Source organism: Allobosea sp. (genome assembly GCF_035944895.1).
GTDB lineage: Bacteria > Pseudomonadota > Alphaproteobacteria > Rhizobiales > Beijerinckiaceae > Allobosea.
On record NZ_DASZAT010000008.1, the window covers coordinates 356,377 to 370,745 of the forward strand.

The window sequence follows — 14,369 nt, forward strand, 5'->3', positions numbered from 1 at the left end:
GGGACTCAGCCGTCGAGGCGCTCGCGCGGCCGGTCGGCGCCCCACATCTTCTCGAGATTGTAGAACTGGCGCACTTCCGGACGGAAGATGTGGATGATCAGGTCGCCGGTGTCGATCAGCACCCAGTCGCAGGCGGGGACGCCCTCGACCTTCGGAGACTCATGGCCGGCCTTCTTGAAGGCTTCGACGAGGCTGTCGGAGATCGAGGCGACATGGCGGTTAACCCGGCCGGAGGCGATGATCATGGCGTCGGCCAGCGAGGTCTTGCCGACAAGGTCGATCACGGTGGCGTCCTCGGCCTTCATGTCGTCCAGGACCTGCAAGGCGAGCGCGATGCTGCTCGCGGCGGGGTTCTCGGTCATGGCGGCCGGGGGAAGCGGCTCGGTGCCGGCTTCGCCGATGGATTGACGGTTCAGAGCCGTATCCTCACGTGACGACGCGCTCATGGCGCGACGTCCCCAATTTAAGCGTCGGAGGGGGCGAGTTCAATTGGTTTCGGCGAGTTCGCGCAGATAGGTCGAGGATAGATCGGAGCGCCGGCCGTGCAGGAAGATCCAGGCGGGCGGAGTGCGAACCGGCAAGGCGGCGCCCTGATTCTCCGACAGACGCCAGCGCGCCATCCAGTTGGCGGCGGGCGAGGCGATCGAACGATGGGTCGAGCCGGGGCGGTCGATCACCGCGATCGGCATCATCCGGGCGATGGCGCGCCATTCGTTCCAACGGTGGAAATTCGCGAGATTGTCCGAGCCCATGATCCAGACGAAGCGCACGCCGGGGCAGCGGCGCTTGAGCTGGCGCAGCGTGTCGGCGGTGTAGCGGGTGCGCAGGGTTGCCTCGATGCCGGTGACGTTGATGTGGCCATGGTTGGCGAGCGCACGGGCCGTTTCGATGCGCTGCGTCAACGGCGGCAAGGCATGATTGTCCTTCAGCGGGTTGCCGGGCGTGACCAGCCACCAGACGCGGTCGAGCTGGAGCCGGCGCAGTGCCGTCAGGCTCGCCATGCGATGGCCGTCATGGGCGGGGTTGAAGGTGCCGCCGAACAACCCGATGCGCAGACCGGGGGCGTGCGGCGGCAGGCGCAGCTCCTCGGCGCTCACGGGCGGACCTGCCCCTGGCCATGGACCCGGTATTTGAAGGAGCAGAGTTGCTCGACGCCGACCGGGCCGCGCGCATGCATGCGGCCGGTGGCGATGCCGATCTCGGCGCCGAAGCCGAATTCGCCGCCATCGGCGAACTGGGTCGAGGCATTGTGCATGACGATCGCCGAATCGACCTCGGCGAGGAAGCGGGTGGCAGCCGCTTCGTCCGCAGTGACGATCGCGTCGGTGTGGTGCGAGCCATAGGTCTCGATATGCGCGATCGCGGCGTCGAGCCCGGGCATGAGTTTCACCGCGATGATGCGGTCGAGATATTCGGTGCGCCAATCCTCTTCGCTTGCCGGCGTGACGCGCGGGTCGATGGCGAGCGTCGCCGCGTCGCCGCGCACGGCGCAGCTCTCGTCGAGCAGGGCGGTGACCAGCGGCTTCAGATGCGTCGCCGCACAGGCTTCGTCGACCAGCAGCGTCTCGGCGGCGCCGCAGACGCCGGTGCGGCGGAGCTTGGCGTTGATGAGGATCGCGCGGGCCATGGCGAGATCGGCTGCGCCATGGACATAGACATGATTGTTGCCGTCGAGATGGGCGAAGACCGGCACGTGGGCCTCTTGCTGCACGCGCGCCACCAGGCTCTTGCCGCCGCGGGGCACGACGACGTCGACGTTGCCGTCGAGCCCTTTCAGGATCTCGCCGACGGCGGCCCGGTCGCGGCTCGGCACCAGTTGGATCGCCTCGCGCGGCAGGCCGGCGGAGCTAAGCCCGTCCTGCATGGCAGCGGCGATCTCGCTGGAGCTGCGGAAGCTGTCGGAGCCGGCACGCAGGATCGCGACATTGCCGCTCTTCAGGCAGAGCGCGCCGGCATCGGCGGTGACGTTGGGGCGGCTCTCGAAGATCACCGCGACGACCCCGAGCGGCGTCGCGACGCGCTCGAAGACGAGGCCGTTGGCCTGAGTCCAGCTTGCCAGCACCTTGCCGACGGGATCGGGCAGGGCGGCGATGTCGGCGACGGCCTGCGCGATCGCTTCGAGGCGGGCCTCGTCCAAGGTGAGGCGGTCAATGAAGGAGGGCGCGAGGCCGTTGGTGCGGGCGTCGGCGAGGTCCTGCCGGTTGGCGGCGAGGATTGCCGGGGCGCGCTGGCGCAGGGCCGTAGCCATCGCGGCGAGCGCGCGGTTGCGTTGCTCTGCCGATGCGGTGCCGACCTGACGCGCTGCGGTGCGAGCGCCCCGGCCGAGCCCGTGCATCAGCGCGGCGATGTCGCCGTTCTCATTGTCGGGCGCGGGGACGCGCCTTGCGCTTTCGCTGGTCATCACAGGCCTGGTGTTTCCTCACTCGCCCGGATCGTAGCCGAGGCGCAGCGCCATGTCGTCCCGGTGAATCATCTCGGCGCGGCCGGGGTAGCCGAGCACGGCCTCGATATCGCGGGAGGCCTTGCCGAGCACGCGTATCGCCTCGTCGGCATCATAGGCGACGAGGCCGCGGCCGAGTTCGCTGCCGTCCCCGGCGCGGATCATCACCGCGTCGCCGCGGCTGAAAGCGCCCTCGATCCGGGTGACGCCAACCGGCAGCAGGCTTGCGCCGCCACGCAGCGCCCGGGCGGCGCCGTCGTCGACATGCAAGGTGCCGCGCGGCTCGAGCGAGCCGGCGATCCAGGTCTTGCGCGCGGTGGCGGGCGTCGAGGCGCTGAGGAACCAGGAGCAGCGTGCGCCTTCCGTGACCGCACGCAGCGGGTTCTTGGCCCGGCCGTCGGCGATCAGCATATGGGCGCCGCCGGCGGTGGCGATCTTGCCGGCCTCGATCTTGGTACGCATGCCGCCGCGCGAGAGCTCGGAGGCGGCGCCGCCGGCCATCGCTTCGATCGCGGGCGTGATCGCCGGGATGACCGGGATGTGCCTGGCGTCCGGGCTCGACAAGGGCGGGGCGGTGTAGAGGCCGTCGATGTCGGAGAACAGCACCAGGAGATCGGCGCCGGCCATGGTGGCGACGCGGGCGGCGAGCCGGTCATTGTCGCCATAGCGGATCTCGGAGGTGGCGACGGTGTCGTTCTCGTTGATCACCGGTACTGCGCGCAAATCGAGCAGGCGGCCCAGCGTCGCGCGGGCGTTGAGATAGCGCCGGCGCTCCTCGGTGTCGGCGAGGGTGAGCAGGATCTGGCCGGCATTGAGCCCGTGATGGCCGAGCGCCTCCGACCAGTTGCGGGCAAGCGCGATCTGGCCGACCGCGGCCGACGCCTGGCTTTCCTCGAGCCGGAGCGGGCCGGCCGGCAGCTTCAGCACGGTGCGGCCGAGCGCGATCGCGCCGGACGAGACGACGAGGACATCGGCGCCGCGAGCGTGCAATTCGGCGAGATCCTCGGCGAGCGCGGCGAGCCAGGCATGGCGCAGGCGACCTTGCGCCCGGTCGACGAGCAGGGACGAGCCGACCTTGACGACGATGCGGCGAAACTGGTCGAGAGCAGGCAGGTTCACGGGGCGGGACCGGGCTTCGGGTGGGCTGGATGACGCCCGCTGCCGTTCCTTGGCTAAATTGCCGGCATTGTAAAGCAGCGTCGGCGCAATGCTGTTGTGCCGGGTGCGGCGTCCTCTAGAGCGGCGCGGTGAGCACCCGGGCCGTCCAGTAGACCTGATAGGTGATGTGCAGCAGTGCCATCGCGAGCTGCAGGCGCTTGTTGGCCCAGAGCGATGCGATGAGGCAGAGCCCAAGGCCGAGCGGAACCTGAATGAGATAATCGGCGCTGTAGTGACTCCACCGTGCCGGCCCCTTGAGGGCGGTGTCGACGATGTCGAGGACGAAGATCAGCGCGAAGAGCCCGAAGAACCAGCGCCGCCGGTTGAGAAAGTAGTCCTCGTAATCGGCGTATTCGTCGAGGTCCTCGGGAAACAGCAAGGCGCAGAGCAGGAAGAGCGTCAGCGCGTAGACGATCAGGAAGATGAAGGTGCCGAAGGTCAGGCTCGGCAGCCGGGAGAGCGCGAACTCCCACCACCAGAACAAAGCGAGCTCGGCCAGCAGCGAGAACACCCAGAGCAGGTGGATGACCGAGACGCGATAGCGCTTGGGATGCTGGATCAGCCGGGCGATGCCGGTCAGCAGCCGGGCGATGGCGAGGCCGATCACCATGCCGATGACGATGCGGATATGGGGGAAGAGCTCGTTGACGGCCTGCGAATCCATGATGCCCGATGCGATCGAAGGGGCGTTCAAGGTGCATGGCGGACTGCTCCATGCCAAGAGATGGAAGGCGCCGCAGGTTCGTTATGCGTCGGACGGGACACGATTAGGGGTGGCGCTCCCCGCTGATTTCTGTTACCGCGACGCACAAATCCCAAGGGTCGGGCGTTGCCTGACCCTTTTTCCTTCCATCCTGCAAAGCTGGAGACACGGATGCAGGTTCTCGTGCGCGACAACAATGTCGATCAGGCCATTCGCGTTCTGAAGAAGAAATTGCAGCGCGAAGGCGTGTTCCGCGAGATGAAGCGCCGCGCTTCCTATGAGAAGCCGTCCGAGCAGCGCGCCCGCGAGAAGGCCGAGGCCGTCCGCCGCGCCCGCAAGCTCGCCCGCAAGCAGGCTCAGCGCGAAGGCCTGATCGCCGCGCCGAAGCCGAAGGTGCTCAAGCCCCGCGCTGCCGGCGCAGCAGCCCCGCGCTGAGTTCAGTACCAAAAATCCGCGAGTTGCCGTAAGCGCAGCGCGCGGGCGGCATCTTCGCCCATGTAAACCCCGAGAAGGCCCACCTTGAAGAACCCGAACGACCGCCATTTCACTGATCGCCAGGCCAATTCCGCAAATGCGAAGAAGGCCCTGCTGGAGCGCTTCAAGAAGCGGCCCGGACCAGACGATCCGGTGATGGTGCAGCGTCGGGCCGAGCGCGAGGCGATTGCTGCCGCGCGGGCCGAGCGTGATGCCAAGAAGGAAGCCGAGCGCCTGGAGCTCGAGCGCATCGCCGCCATCGAGCAGGCTGCGCGCGAGGAAGCTGAGCGCCTGGCCGAGATCGAGCGCGAGGTACAGCGCAAGGCGGAGCAGGCCAAGCGCGACGCCGAGCGGCCGCGCCGCGTCCTGCTCGAGGCCGTGCAGTACATGGAGATGCGGGTCGCCGGTAAGCGCCGCTGATCGACGAATTCTCGATCGAACTCATTTGATTGCTAAAGGCGCCGCACCTCGTGCGGCGCCTTTTTCGTGCCGCCCGGTCCCGGCACGTCATTTCTTTCTGCTGTGGAATAGCACTCGTTCCAGTTGAGAACGGTATCCGTTCCGATTGCAACTAAAGTGCTACGACCTTCCGGCTTGCCATCTCCCCGCAGCGCCGAAACTGTCAGAGCGACCGGCCATCAGAGCCGAAAACAATGCTCGCCGGCCTCAACGGCGCCATTTCTCCGGGGAGAGAACCATGACGTCCGAAGCGACGAAGACGCGTGCCAATCGACGCAATTTCCTGAAGGTGGCCGGCCTTGCGGGGGCCGGTGCCATTGCCATGCCGCAGGTCAGCCGGGCGCAGACTGCGACCTGGAAGTTCCAGTCGACCTGGCCGACCAAGGACATCTTCCACGAATTCGCCGGCGACTTCGCCAAGCGCGTCAACGACATGTCGGGCGGGCGGCTGAAGATCGACGTGCTCGCAGCCGGCGCGGTCGTGCCGGCTTTCCAGATGCAGGATGCGGTTGCGGCCGGGATCCTCGACGGCGGCCATGGCGTCTCCGCCTATTGGTACGGCAAGAACAAGGCCTTCTCGCTGTTCGGGACGCCGCCAGCGCTGGGTTGGGACGCCACCAACTTCCTCGGCTGGATGAACCATGGCGGCGGTTATGATCTCTACAACGACCTCGTCCAGAACCAGCTCAAGCTCAACCTGGTCGGCTTCTTCTCCGGGCCGATGCCGTGCCAGCCGCTCGGCTGGTTCAAGAAGGAGCTGAAGACTGCCGACGACTTCAAGGGCCTGAAATACCGCACCGTCGGCCTCGCCGCCGACCTGATGCGCGAGATGGGCGCGGCGGTCACCATCCTCGCCGGCGGCGAGATCGTGCCGGCGCTGGAGCGCGGCGTCATCGACGGCGCCGAGTTCAACAACCCGTCCTCGGATTCGATCCTCGGCTTCCAGGACGTCGCCAAGGTCTACATGCTGCAGAGCTATCATCAGGCGGCGGAAAGCTTCGAGCTGCTGTTCAACAAGACCAAGTTCGACGCCCTTTCGCCCGAGCTCAAGGCGATCGTGAAATATGCGGGCGAATCCGCCTCCTCCGACATGAACTGGAAGGCGCTCGACCGCTATTCCAAGGATATCGAGGTGCTGCGCTCGAAGGGGGTCAATGTCGTTGCGACCCCCGAAGCGATCCTGAAGGCGCAGCTCGCCGCCTGGGACAAGGTGCTGGAGAAGCTCGGTGGCGAGAACGCCTTCTTCAAGAAGGTGGTCGACAGCCAGAAGGCGTGGGTCAAGCGCACAGTCGCCTTCGAGCGGCTCAACGAGCCCTCGCGCGACCTCGCCTTCGACCACTTCTTCAAGACCTGACCCGGCCGCTTCGCCCAAGCCTGCGCCCGCCATCCCCGTGGTGGCGGGCGTTCCTTGCCAATCCGAACAGTAGCGACGGGCCCGGATGAAGCTGATCCTCGCGATCGACAAGTTCAACACTGCCATCGGCAAGCTCGCCGGTTGGACGATCCTGATCCTGACGCTGGCGATCAGCTACGAGGTCTTCTCGCGCTATGCGCTGCGGGCGCCGACGGAATGGGCCTTCGACGTCAGCTATATCCTCTACGGCACGCTGTTCATGCTGGCCGGGCCCTATGCGCTCGCCCGCAACGCCCATGTGCGCGGCGATTTCCTCTATCGCGCATGGAGCCCGCGCACGCAGGCGAGGCTCGATCTTGCGCTCTACATCCTCTTCTTCTTCCCCGGCATCATCGCGCTCGCCTGGGCCGGCTACAAGTTCGCGGCCTTCTCCTGGATGATCAAGGAGCACTCCTCGAACTCGCCGAGCGGGCCGCCTCTTTATCACTTCAAGACGCTGATCCCGATCGCCGGCGTGCTGATGACGCTGCAGGGGCTGGCCGAGGTGGCGCGCTGCGTCATCTGCCTGCGCACCGGCGAATGGCCGCCGCGGCTACACGATGTCGAGGAAACCGAGAAACTCATTCTCGAACAGGCCACCCAAAGCGGGCCGGATGCGGGGAAGACGGTCTGATGCTGTTCGGTCTTTCCAATCCGGAACTGGGCGTGGTGATGCTCGTCCTGTTCATCGTCTTCATCATGCTCGGCTTCCCGATCGCCTTCACGCTGATGGCGCTGGGCGTCGGCTTCGGCTACTGGGCGATGGGCGATACCGTCTTCAGCCTCGTGGTCCAGCGCACCTATTCGGTGATGGCCAATGACGTGCTGGTCTCGATCCCGCTCTTTATCTTCATGGGTTACATCATCGAGCGGGCGAACATCCTCGACCGGCTGTTCCACTCCATCCAGCTCGCGCTCGGCAACGTTCCGGGCTCTCTCGCCATCGCCACATTGGCGACCTGCGCCATCTTCGCGACAGCGACCGGCATCGTCGGCGCGGTGGTGACTCTGATGGGGCTGCTTGCCTTCCCGGCGATGCTGCGGGCCGGTTACGACGTCAAGCTCTCGGCCGGCGTGGTCTGCGCCGGCGGCTGCCTCGGCATCCTCATCCCGCCCTCCGTGATGCTGATCCTCTACGGCGCGACCGCCGGCGTCTCGGTGCCGAAGCTCTATGCCGGCGCGCTCTTCCCCGGCCTGCTGCTCGCCGGCATGTACATGCTCTATGTGCTGATCCGCTGCTGGCTCAACCCGGCACTGGCGCCGAAGCTGCCGAAGGAGCAGACCGACGTGCCGTGGACGACGGTTCTCTGGGCGCTCGTCACCAGCTTCTTCCCGCTCACCATCCTGATCATGTCGGTGCTCGGCTGCATCTTCTTCGGGCTGGCGACGCCGACGGAAGCGGCCGCCGTCGGCTCGCTCGGGAGTCTCATCCTCGCTGCCGCCTATCGATCGCTCACCTTCGGCAAGGTCAAGGAATCGGTGATCCTGACGGCGCGGACCTCGGCAATGGTCTGCTGGCTTTTCGTCGGGTCCTTCATCTTCTCGTCGATCTTCGCCATCCTCGGCGGGCACGAGCCGATCAAGAACCTGGTAACGGCGCTGAACCTGTCGCCGACCATGTTCCTGATCGTCGCGCAGCTGATCATCTTCGTGCTGGGCTGGCCGCTGGAATGGACCGAGATCATCGTGATCTTCGTGCCGATCTTCCTGCCGCTGCTGGAGTTCTTCAAGATCGATCCGCTGTTCTTCGGCATTCTGATCGCCCTGAACATCCAGACCTCGTTCCTGTCGCCGCCGGTGGCGATGGCGCCCTTCTACCTGAAGGGGATCGCGCCGCCGCACGTCACCATCAACCAGATCTTCTCCGGCGTGATGCCCTATCTGGCGATCGTGCTGTTCGCGATGGTCCTGGTCTATGTCTTCCCGGGCATTGCGCTCTGGCTGCCGAAATATCTCTATGGCTAGAGTTCAGTCCTCGGACCGGGCGTCCTGGCCGCAGCGGAAGCCCGTCGCCTTCTCGTCGGCGAGGCGGCGGGCGGCGGCATTCGCATCCGGCTTGCGTGCATCGACGCTGCCGATGATGCAGGAGGCGGCGCCATCCGCAGCGAGGCGATGGACGACGAGCCGGCTGCCGTCGAGCTTGCCGACCCTCGCGCCGGTCGCATAGCGCAGGATCGCTGCCTGCGGCTTTCCGCCCTTCGGACCGCGCCATTCGATCGTCTTGCCCGCCTCGAAGAAAGCGGCCTTGTCGGAGATCGTTTCCTGCAGCGCCTTCGTACCGAACTCGACTGCCGATGAATCGTCACCGGCGGTCCAGATCACGCTGATCCCGGCCTTGCCGGGGCAGCGATGCACCGAAACCGGATCGCCATTGGCCTTGGCCTTGCGGCATTTCGCGTAGTCATGGGTCGTATAGCTGCTCGCCCATGGCTCGGCGCGCAGCGGCACCGTCAGCACGGCTGTGAAGCCGATGGCGAGGGCAAGCCGTGCGATCATCATGGCGAATTTCCTCCGGTCGGTGATGGCCGATCCGACGATATCCAGCGCCCGCCGGCAAGCCGTAGCGCGCAAGCGCAGGGCAGAACCCGGCGGCGTTTCGGAATTTTTTATGCGGCCCGCGCGATTCCGGTCCTGTGACCGACAAGTCTCGTGCATGGCGAACAGTTCGCCACCCGGCTACCAGATCGGAGAACGAACATGACCCGTACCAAGAAGAGCTTCGCCGCTGCCCTTGCCGCCCTTGCGATCGGCGCTTCCGTTTTCGCCACCTCTGATGCCGAGGCCCGCCCGCGCTATCGTGGCGCCGCGATCGGTGCCGGCATCGTCGGTGCGCTCGCCCTCGGCGCCATCGCAGCCGGCGCTGCCAGCGGCCCGGCCTATGGCTACTATGACGACGGCTATGCCCCGGCTTACGCCTACGGCCCGGCTCGCCGCTGCCACCTCGTCGACCGCGTCAACTACTATGGCGAGGTCATCGGCACCCGCCGCGTCTGCCGCACCTACTACTGAGTTCCACAGAGTTTCTCCCAGGGCCTTCCTCCCCGGCCCGAGATCCTTGCCCGCCGGTTCGCCCGGCGGGCTTTTTTCATGCCTGTCGGCTGCTCAGCCGCCGGTCGACATGGTCAGCGGCGGCTTCACCTCGGCTGGGACCGGCGAGGTATAGCCGCCATCGGCGGCGACGCGCTTCTGGAAATCGGCCTTGGCGGCCGCCATCAGCTGGGGGTCGGTCAGCACGGCGGCGCCGGTCGCGGCCATCGCCTTGGCGACCTGCACCATCGCCTTGTGAGCCGCGGGCATCTTGCCCTGCGCCACCACCTGCCAGGTGTGGAAGGGCGTGCCGATCGCGACGGTCGGCGCATGCGCCTGCACGGTCGGGACGACCCAGCTGACGTCGCCGACATCGGTCGAGCCGATCGCCGGATTGCGCGGGGAATCGAGCGGCACAGTGAAATCGGCGAGCTCGGCATCGGTCTTCTGCACGCCGATCGCGCGCCAGACGGCGTCGATGTCCTTCTGCGACAGGGTCGCGCGGATCTGGCGGGCGAACTCCTTGTCGGCGTCGTCGAAATGCGGCGGGCCGAGATCTTCCATGATGCCCTGCAGCGCCTGCTCAAGCGGGCCGTTGCCGACAACGTTGGAGACGGCGCTGACGATCTTCATCTCCATCGTCGTCTCGGTCATCAGCGCTGCGCCCTCGGCGATCTTCTTGACCCGGCCGACGAGCTCCAGCATCCCCGGCAGGTCGCGGGCGCGGATCGAATAGCGCACGCGGGCATGGGCCTGGACGACGTTGGGGGCGATGCCGCCGGTGTCGAGCAGGGCGTAGTGGACGCGGGCGTCGCTCGGCATGTGCTCGCGCATGTAGTTGACGCCGACGCTCATCAGTTCGACGGCGTCGAGCGCGCTGCGGCCGAGCTCAGGCGAGGCCGCGGCATGCGAGGCGCGGCCGGTGAAGATGAAATCGGCGCGGGTGTTCGCCAGCGAGAGCGGCGGGGTGACTTCCCAGAAGCTGGCGGGATGCCAGGAGATGGCGATGTCGGCATCCTTGAAGGCGCCGGCGCGCACCATGAAGGCCTTGGCGGCGCCGCCTTCCTCGGCCGGGCAGCCATAATAGCGGACGCGGCCGGGCAGCTTGTTCTCGGCGAGCCAGTTCTTCATCGCGGTCGCGGCCAGCAGCGCCGCCGAGCCGAGCAGGTTGTGGCCGCAGCCATGGCCGTGGCCGCCGGTCTCGATCTCGCTGTGCCTGGCAACGCCGGATTCCTGGCTGAGGCCGGGCAGGGCGTCATACTCGCCGAGGAAGGCGATGACCGGGCCGCCTTCGCCGGCCTCGCCGATCACCGCAGTCGGGATGTCGGCGACGTTCTCGGTGATCCGGAAGCCCTGGTGCTGGAGCTCCGCGACATGCTCGGCGACCGAGCGCTTCTCGGTGTAGCAGACCTCGGGAATGGCCCAGACCCGGTCGCTGAGTTCGATGAAGCGCTCTTTGCTGGCGTCGACGTGACGCCAGAGGTCGTTGCGATTGTCCATGTCTTGTCTCGCTGGAGAGGGAAGCCTCGCCTCCTTTTCGCAAGCGCGGCGGCAGGCGTCCAGCAACCGTGGGGCATGGCGGCCCTGCCTCGTGACTTTCTTCTGCGCTTGCTTTTCGGCGCGGCATCGGCCTGATGCGCGCCATGGCCCGCCAGAAGCTGTTGTTCGTCGCCACCGAGGACTGGTTCTTCGCCTCGCATTTCCTGCCGATGGCTCGCGCCGCGGCGGAGATGGGGCTCGACGTCGCGGTGATCGCCAGGGAGCGCAACCACCGCAAGGCGATCGAGGCGACCGGCGCAAGGCTGATCGCGCTCGAGGCCGAGCGGCGCTCGCTCTCGCCGGTGGCGCTGGTCAAGCAGGTCATGGCGCTGAAGCGCCTGATCGAGCGCGAGAAGCCCGATATCCTGCACTGCATCGCGCTGAAGCCGATCGCGCTCGCCGGCCTTGCCGGGCGGCTCGCCGGGGTCGAGCGGCGGGTCTATGCCTTGACCGGCCTCGGCTTCCTCGGCGCACGCGAAGGCGCTGCCGCCGATGCGGCGCGGCTGGCGGCGAAGTTCTGGCTGCGCGAGGCGGTCGACGGGCCGCATGTCCGCTTCCTGTTCGAGAATCCTGATGATCCTGTCACGCTCGGGCTCGATCCCGCCGATGCGGCGAAGGTCGCGATCGTGGGCGGCGCCGGGGTCGATCCGCTGGTCCTGATGCCGGAACCGATGCCGCCGCAGCCGCCGCTCAAGGTCGCGCTGGTCGCCCGTATGCTCTGGTCGAAGGGCATCGACCTTGCCGTCGAGGCGGTGACCTTGGCGCGCAAGCAGGGCGCGCGCGTCGAGCTGACGCTGCACGGCGCGCCAGACCCCTCCAATCCCAAGGCGGTGCCGGAGGCGACCTTGCGCGAGTGGTCGGCGCGGCCGGGGATTACCTGGGCCGGGCCGACGCGCGACATCGAGGGCGTCTGGCGGGGGCACCATGTCTGCTGCCTGCCCTCGCGCGGCGGCGAGGGCCTGCCGCGGACCCTGCTGGAAGGTGCTGCCTGCGGCCGGGCGCTGCTGACCACCGACGTGCCGGGTTGCCGTTCCTTCGTCCGCACCGGCCAGGACGGCTTCGTCGTGCCGGCCAACGACATCGCTGCTCTGGCACAGGCGCTGGTGACCCTCGCCGCTTCGCCCTCCCAGGTCGAGCGCATGGGCGTGAGCGCACGCGAGCGCCTGCTCGCCGGCTATACCGAGCGCGACGTGATGGACGGGGTGAAGGCGCTCTATCGCGCCCTGCTCGGCCAGCGGCTGGCGGATGTGGTCGCGTGAGCGAAGTGGACGCCACGCTGGACCGGCTCGCCTTCATCCGCGCCCATACGCGGCTCTTGCCGGTGCCGCACGCGCCGGAGATCTCGCTTCATGTCGCCGAGGAGGCGACCGAGCTCTGGCAGAAGACCGAGGACGAGCTGGCGACGATCGGCCTGCCGCCACCGTTCTGGGCTTTCGCCTGGGCAGGTGGGCAGGCGCTGGCGCGCTATATCCTCGACCATCCGGAGGCCGTGCGGGGTAAGCGCCTGCTCGATTTCGCCAGCGGGTCCGGCCTCGTCGCCATCGCTGCGGCAAAGGCAGGCGCTGCACAAGTAATCGCTGCCGATATCGACGCCTTCGCCGCTGCCGCGATTGGGCTCAATGCGCAGGCGAATGGCGTTTCGATCGAGGCCAGGCTCGACGATCTCCTCGGCCTCGACCAGGGCTGGGACGTCATCCTCGCCGGCGACATCTGCTATGAGCGCGAGCTGGCGACGCGGGTGATCGATTGGCTCTCAGGCCTGTCGCAGCGCGGCGCGACCGTTCTGATCGGCGACCCCGGCCGCAGCTATCTGCCCAAGGACAGGCTCGCCGAGGTCGCGACCTATCAGGTGCCGGTGACGCGCGCGCTTGAGGACGCCGAGATCAAGAAGAGCTCGGTGTGGCGGCTGGCAGGTGAGCGGCGGTAGAGGGCGGAAGCTCCCGCTCAGGCGGCCCGGCTCGGCGCCGTCTCCGGCGGCATGCCGTCCTTGATGACGCTCTTGAGCAGATCCCGCAGTTCGGGCGTATCCTGATGCCCGTGAACCTTGACGGCATGCTGGACGGCCGCCTCCAGCAACTCGCCTTCGCTATCGGCGCCGATCGCGATCGAGCAATTCATCTCGCTCGGGAATTCACGGCAATCGATGAATTTGCGTCCCATGGCATCCTCCTGGATTGGAAGATCCGGCGCCCTTCAGGTCAAAGGGCTGCCTGGTCCACAATACGCCCAGGCACGATTGCCGCCAAAGCGATATGCAGCCGACGATGACGGTAAGCGCGACTATTCAGTCTATTGCGCGATGATCATTGAGCTCATCGCGCATGAAAAAGGGCGCTGCCGACACCGGCAGCGCCCATATCAAAAGCGCGATGACCCCGCCTCAGGCCGGCAGAACGACCACTTTCGTCTTGACCGGCGTGTTGTTGTAGAGGTGGATCATGTCCTGCGTCAGTAGGCCGATGCAGCCGCTGGTGATGCCGTTACCGATCGATTCCGCGTCGAGCGAGGCGTAGATCGTGTAGAGTGTGTAGGCGCCGTTCTGGTAGAGATGCAGCGTGCGCGCGCCGAGCGGGTTGTCGAGGCCGCCGGGCATGCCGCGGGCGTATTTGGCGGCTTCCGGCTGGCGCTTGATCATCTCCTTGGGCGGCGTCCAGGTCGCCCATTCGGACTTGCGCCCGACATAGGCATCGCCGTTCCAGCGGAAGCCGTCGCGGCCGACATTGGCGCCATAGCGGGTTGCGTTTCCGCCGTCCTCGACGCGGTAGACGTAGTAATTGCCGGGATCGACGATGATCGTGCCGGGCGCTTCCTTGGTGTTGTAGGCGACCGTCTTGCGGAAATATTTCGGATCGACGTGAGTGACATCGATCGCCGGGATCGGGAACTTCTCCTCCGGCACCGGCCCGTAGAGCTTCTGCGCCTCGGCGAGGCTCATGCCGTCGGTGGTGCAGCCGCCGAGCGCGAGCGCGCCGAGACCGGCGGCCGAACCGGCCAGGAAGGTGCGGCGGCCGATGAGGCCGGCCGGACGCCCGAGCAGGGCGATCTCGTGCATCTTGCGGGCGTCGGCCTTGCTATCGTCGATGATCATGTTCCTGGACTTCCCATGTCCTGCTGCCCGACGAGAGAACACTCCGGCATACATCTGCTGAACGTCTTGGCTCGGCCGAGATTGCCGT

17 protein-coding genes are annotated in these 14,369 nt (G+C 67.0%); 8 read left to right on the forward strand and 9 right to left on the reverse strand.

From position 1 onward, the window contains the following. Positions 1 to 5 precede the first annotated feature (5 nt). From rsfS to VGV58_RS13310, 5 genes are all read right to left on the reverse strand, one after another. Positions 6 to 362, reverse strand: coding sequence for a ribosome silencing factor (rsfS, locus tag VGV58_RS13290; RefSeq protein ID WP_326874922.1), 357 nt, complete (start codon positions 360 to 362; stop codon positions 6 to 8). A gap of 123 nt (positions 363 to 485) precedes the next feature. Then, positions 486 to 1,097 carry a nicotinate-nucleotide adenylyltransferase gene (locus VGV58_RS13295; protein WP_326874491.1) on the reverse strand — a complete coding sequence of 204 codons (612 nt, stop codon included), beginning with the start codon at positions 1,095 to 1,097 and terminating at the stop codon, positions 486 to 488. Beyond that, a complete protein-coding gene (locus VGV58_RS13300) occupies positions 1,094 to 2,401 on the reverse strand; it encodes a glutamate-5-semialdehyde dehydrogenase (RefSeq protein WP_326874492.1) in 1,308 nt (435 codons plus the stop codon). The genes VGV58_RS13295 and VGV58_RS13300 overlap by 4 nt, the downstream gene beginning before the upstream one ends. 18 nt (positions 2,402 to 2,419) lie before the next feature. Next, complete coding sequence (gene proB, locus VGV58_RS13305; RefSeq protein ID WP_326874493.1) at positions 2,420 to 3,559, reverse strand: glutamate 5-kinase; 1,140 nt, start codon at positions 3,557 to 3,559, stop codon at positions 2,420 to 2,422. A gap of 115 nt (positions 3,560 to 3,674) precedes the next feature. Beyond that, positions 3,675 to 4,262 carry a hypothetical protein gene (locus VGV58_RS13310; RefSeq protein ID WP_326874494.1) on the reverse strand — a complete coding sequence of 196 codons (588 nt, stop codon included), beginning with the start codon at positions 4,260 to 4,262 and terminating at the stop codon, positions 3,675 to 3,677. 210 nt (positions 4,263 to 4,472) lie between these two features. Between VGV58_RS13310 and rpsU the strand changes: the two genes are divergently transcribed. The 5 genes from rpsU (at position 4,473) to VGV58_RS13335 (ending at position 8,592) form a co-directional block, all read left to right on the forward strand. Next, positions 4,473 to 4,736: a 30S ribosomal protein S21 gene (rpsU, locus tag VGV58_RS13315; protein WP_110489825.1), complete on the forward strand. Its 264-nt coding sequence runs from the start codon at positions 4,473 to 4,475 to the stop codon at positions 4,734 to 4,736. Positions 4,737 to 4,820: 84 nt separating this feature from the next. After that, positions 4,821 to 5,195 carry a DUF6481 family protein gene (locus VGV58_RS13320; RefSeq protein ID WP_326874495.1) on the forward strand — a complete coding sequence of 125 codons (375 nt, stop codon included), beginning with the start codon at positions 4,821 to 4,823 and terminating at the stop codon, positions 5,193 to 5,195. A gap of 277 nt (positions 5,196 to 5,472) precedes the next feature. Continuing rightward, positions 5,473 to 6,588, forward strand: coding sequence for a TRAP transporter substrate-binding protein (locus tag VGV58_RS13325; protein ID WP_326874496.1), 1,116 nt, complete (start codon positions 5,473 to 5,475; stop codon positions 6,586 to 6,588). A gap of 85 nt (positions 6,589 to 6,673) precedes the next feature. Beyond that, positions 6,674 to 7,261, forward strand: a complete 588-nt coding sequence (locus tag VGV58_RS13330; RefSeq protein ID WP_326874497.1) for a TRAP transporter small permease subunit — start codon at positions 6,674 to 6,676, stop codon at positions 7,259 to 7,261. Further along, positions 7,261 to 8,592, forward strand: a complete 1,332-nt coding sequence (locus VGV58_RS13335) for a TRAP transporter large permease (protein ID WP_326874498.1) — start codon at positions 7,261 to 7,263, stop codon at positions 8,590 to 8,592. The genes VGV58_RS13330 and VGV58_RS13335 overlap by 1 nt, the downstream gene beginning before the upstream one ends. A 3-nt stretch (positions 8,593 to 8,595) precedes the next feature. Here VGV58_RS13335 and VGV58_RS13340 read toward each other — a convergent pair whose 3' ends face one another. After that, positions 8,596 to 9,126, reverse strand: coding sequence for a hypothetical protein (locus tag VGV58_RS13340; protein ID WP_326874499.1), 531 nt, complete (start codon positions 9,124 to 9,126; stop codon positions 8,596 to 8,598). Positions 9,127 to 9,324: 198 nt separating this feature from the next. Between VGV58_RS13340 and VGV58_RS13345 the strand changes: the two genes are divergently transcribed. After that, a complete protein-coding gene (locus tag VGV58_RS13345) occupies positions 9,325 to 9,636 on the forward strand; it encodes a hypothetical protein (protein ID WP_091838229.1) in 312 nt (103 codons plus the stop codon). A 93-nt stretch (positions 9,637 to 9,729) separates the two neighbouring features. Here VGV58_RS13345 and VGV58_RS13350 read toward each other — a convergent pair whose 3' ends face one another. After that, complete coding sequence (locus VGV58_RS13350; RefSeq protein WP_326874500.1) at positions 9,730 to 11,154, reverse strand: M20 family metallopeptidase; 1,425 nt, start codon at positions 11,152 to 11,154, stop codon at positions 9,730 to 9,732. Between the two features lie 143 nt (positions 11,155 to 11,297). Between VGV58_RS13350 and VGV58_RS13355 the strand changes: the two genes are divergently transcribed. Both VGV58_RS13355 and VGV58_RS13360 read left to right on the forward strand, forming a co-directional pair. Next, complete coding sequence (locus VGV58_RS13355; RefSeq protein ID WP_326874501.1) at positions 11,298 to 12,452, forward strand: glycosyltransferase family 4 protein; 1,155 nt, start codon at positions 11,298 to 11,300, stop codon at positions 12,450 to 12,452. Continuing rightward, on the forward strand, positions 12,449 to 13,120 hold the full coding sequence (locus tag VGV58_RS13360) for a class I SAM-dependent methyltransferase (protein WP_414643961.1): 672 nt from the start codon (positions 12,449 to 12,451) through the stop codon (positions 13,118 to 13,120). Before VGV58_RS13355 ends, VGV58_RS13360 begins: the two co-directional genes overlap by 4 nt. 17 nt (positions 13,121 to 13,137) lie before the next feature. On the opposite strand, the gene VGV58_RS13365 is transcribed toward VGV58_RS13360, so the two are convergent. Both VGV58_RS13365 and VGV58_RS13370 read right to left on the reverse strand, forming a co-directional pair. Then, positions 13,138 to 13,353: a DUF1059 domain-containing protein gene (locus VGV58_RS13365; protein ID WP_326874502.1), complete on the reverse strand. Its 216-nt coding sequence runs from the start codon at positions 13,351 to 13,353 to the stop codon at positions 13,138 to 13,140. Positions 13,354 to 13,573: 220 nt separating this feature from the next. Then, the gene (locus VGV58_RS13370) at positions 13,574 to 14,281 is read right to left on the reverse strand and encodes a L,D-transpeptidase (RefSeq protein ID WP_326874503.1); all 708 of its coding nucleotides are present in this window, start codon (positions 14,279 to 14,281) and stop codon (positions 13,574 to 13,576) included. Positions 14,282 to 14,369 lie beyond the last annotated feature (88 nt).

Bases quoted from the DNA above. Each gene is read 5' to 3' on its own strand.
- VGV58_RS13335 (WP_326874498.1), top strand. From the start codon at position 7,261: ATGCTGTTCGGTCTTTCCAATCCGGAACTGGGCGTGGTGATGCTCGTC.
- VGV58_RS13300 (WP_326874492.1), bottom strand. From the start codon at position 2,401: ATGACCAGCGAAAGCGCAAGGCGCGTCCCCGCGCCCGACAATGAGAAC.
- VGV58_RS13350 (WP_326874500.1), bottom strand. From the start codon at position 11,154: ATGGACAATCGCAACGACCTCTGGCGTCACGTCGACGCCAGCAAAGAG.
- VGV58_RS13345 (WP_091838229.1), top strand. From the start codon at position 9,325: ATGACCCGTACCAAGAAGAGCTTCGCCGCTGCCCTTGCCGCCCTTGCG.
- VGV58_RS13330 (WP_326874497.1), top strand. From the start codon at position 6,674: ATGAAGCTGATCCTCGCGATCGACAAGTTCAACACTGCCATCGGCAAG.
- VGV58_RS13370 (WP_326874503.1), bottom strand. From the start codon at position 14,281: ATGATCATCGACGATAGCAAGGCCGACGCCCGCAAGATGCACGAGATC.
- VGV58_RS13325 (WP_326874496.1), top strand. From the start codon at position 5,473: ATGACGTCCGAAGCGACGAAGACGCGTGCCAATCGACGCAATTTCCTG.
- VGV58_RS13340 (WP_326874499.1), bottom strand. From the start codon at position 9,126: ATGATGATCGCACGGCTTGCCCTCGCCATCGGCTTCACAGCCGTGCTG.
- VGV58_RS13310 (WP_326874494.1), bottom strand. From the start codon at position 4,262: ATGGATTCGCAGGCCGTCAACGAGCTCTTCCCCCATATCCGCATCGTC.
- VGV58_RS13355 (WP_326874501.1), top strand. From the start codon at position 11,298: ATGGCCCGCCAGAAGCTGTTGTTCGTCGCCACCGAGGACTGGTTCTTC.
- rsfS (WP_326874922.1), bottom strand. From the start codon at position 362: ATGACCGAGAACCCCGCCGCGAGCAGCATCGCGCTCGCCTTGCAGGTC.
- rpsU (WP_110489825.1), top strand. From the start codon at position 4,473: ATGCAGGTTCTCGTGCGCGACAACAATGTCGATCAGGCCATTCGCGTT.
- VGV58_RS13365 (WP_326874502.1), bottom strand. From the start codon at position 13,353: ATGGGACGCAAATTCATCGATTGCCGTGAATTCCCGAGCGAGATGAAT.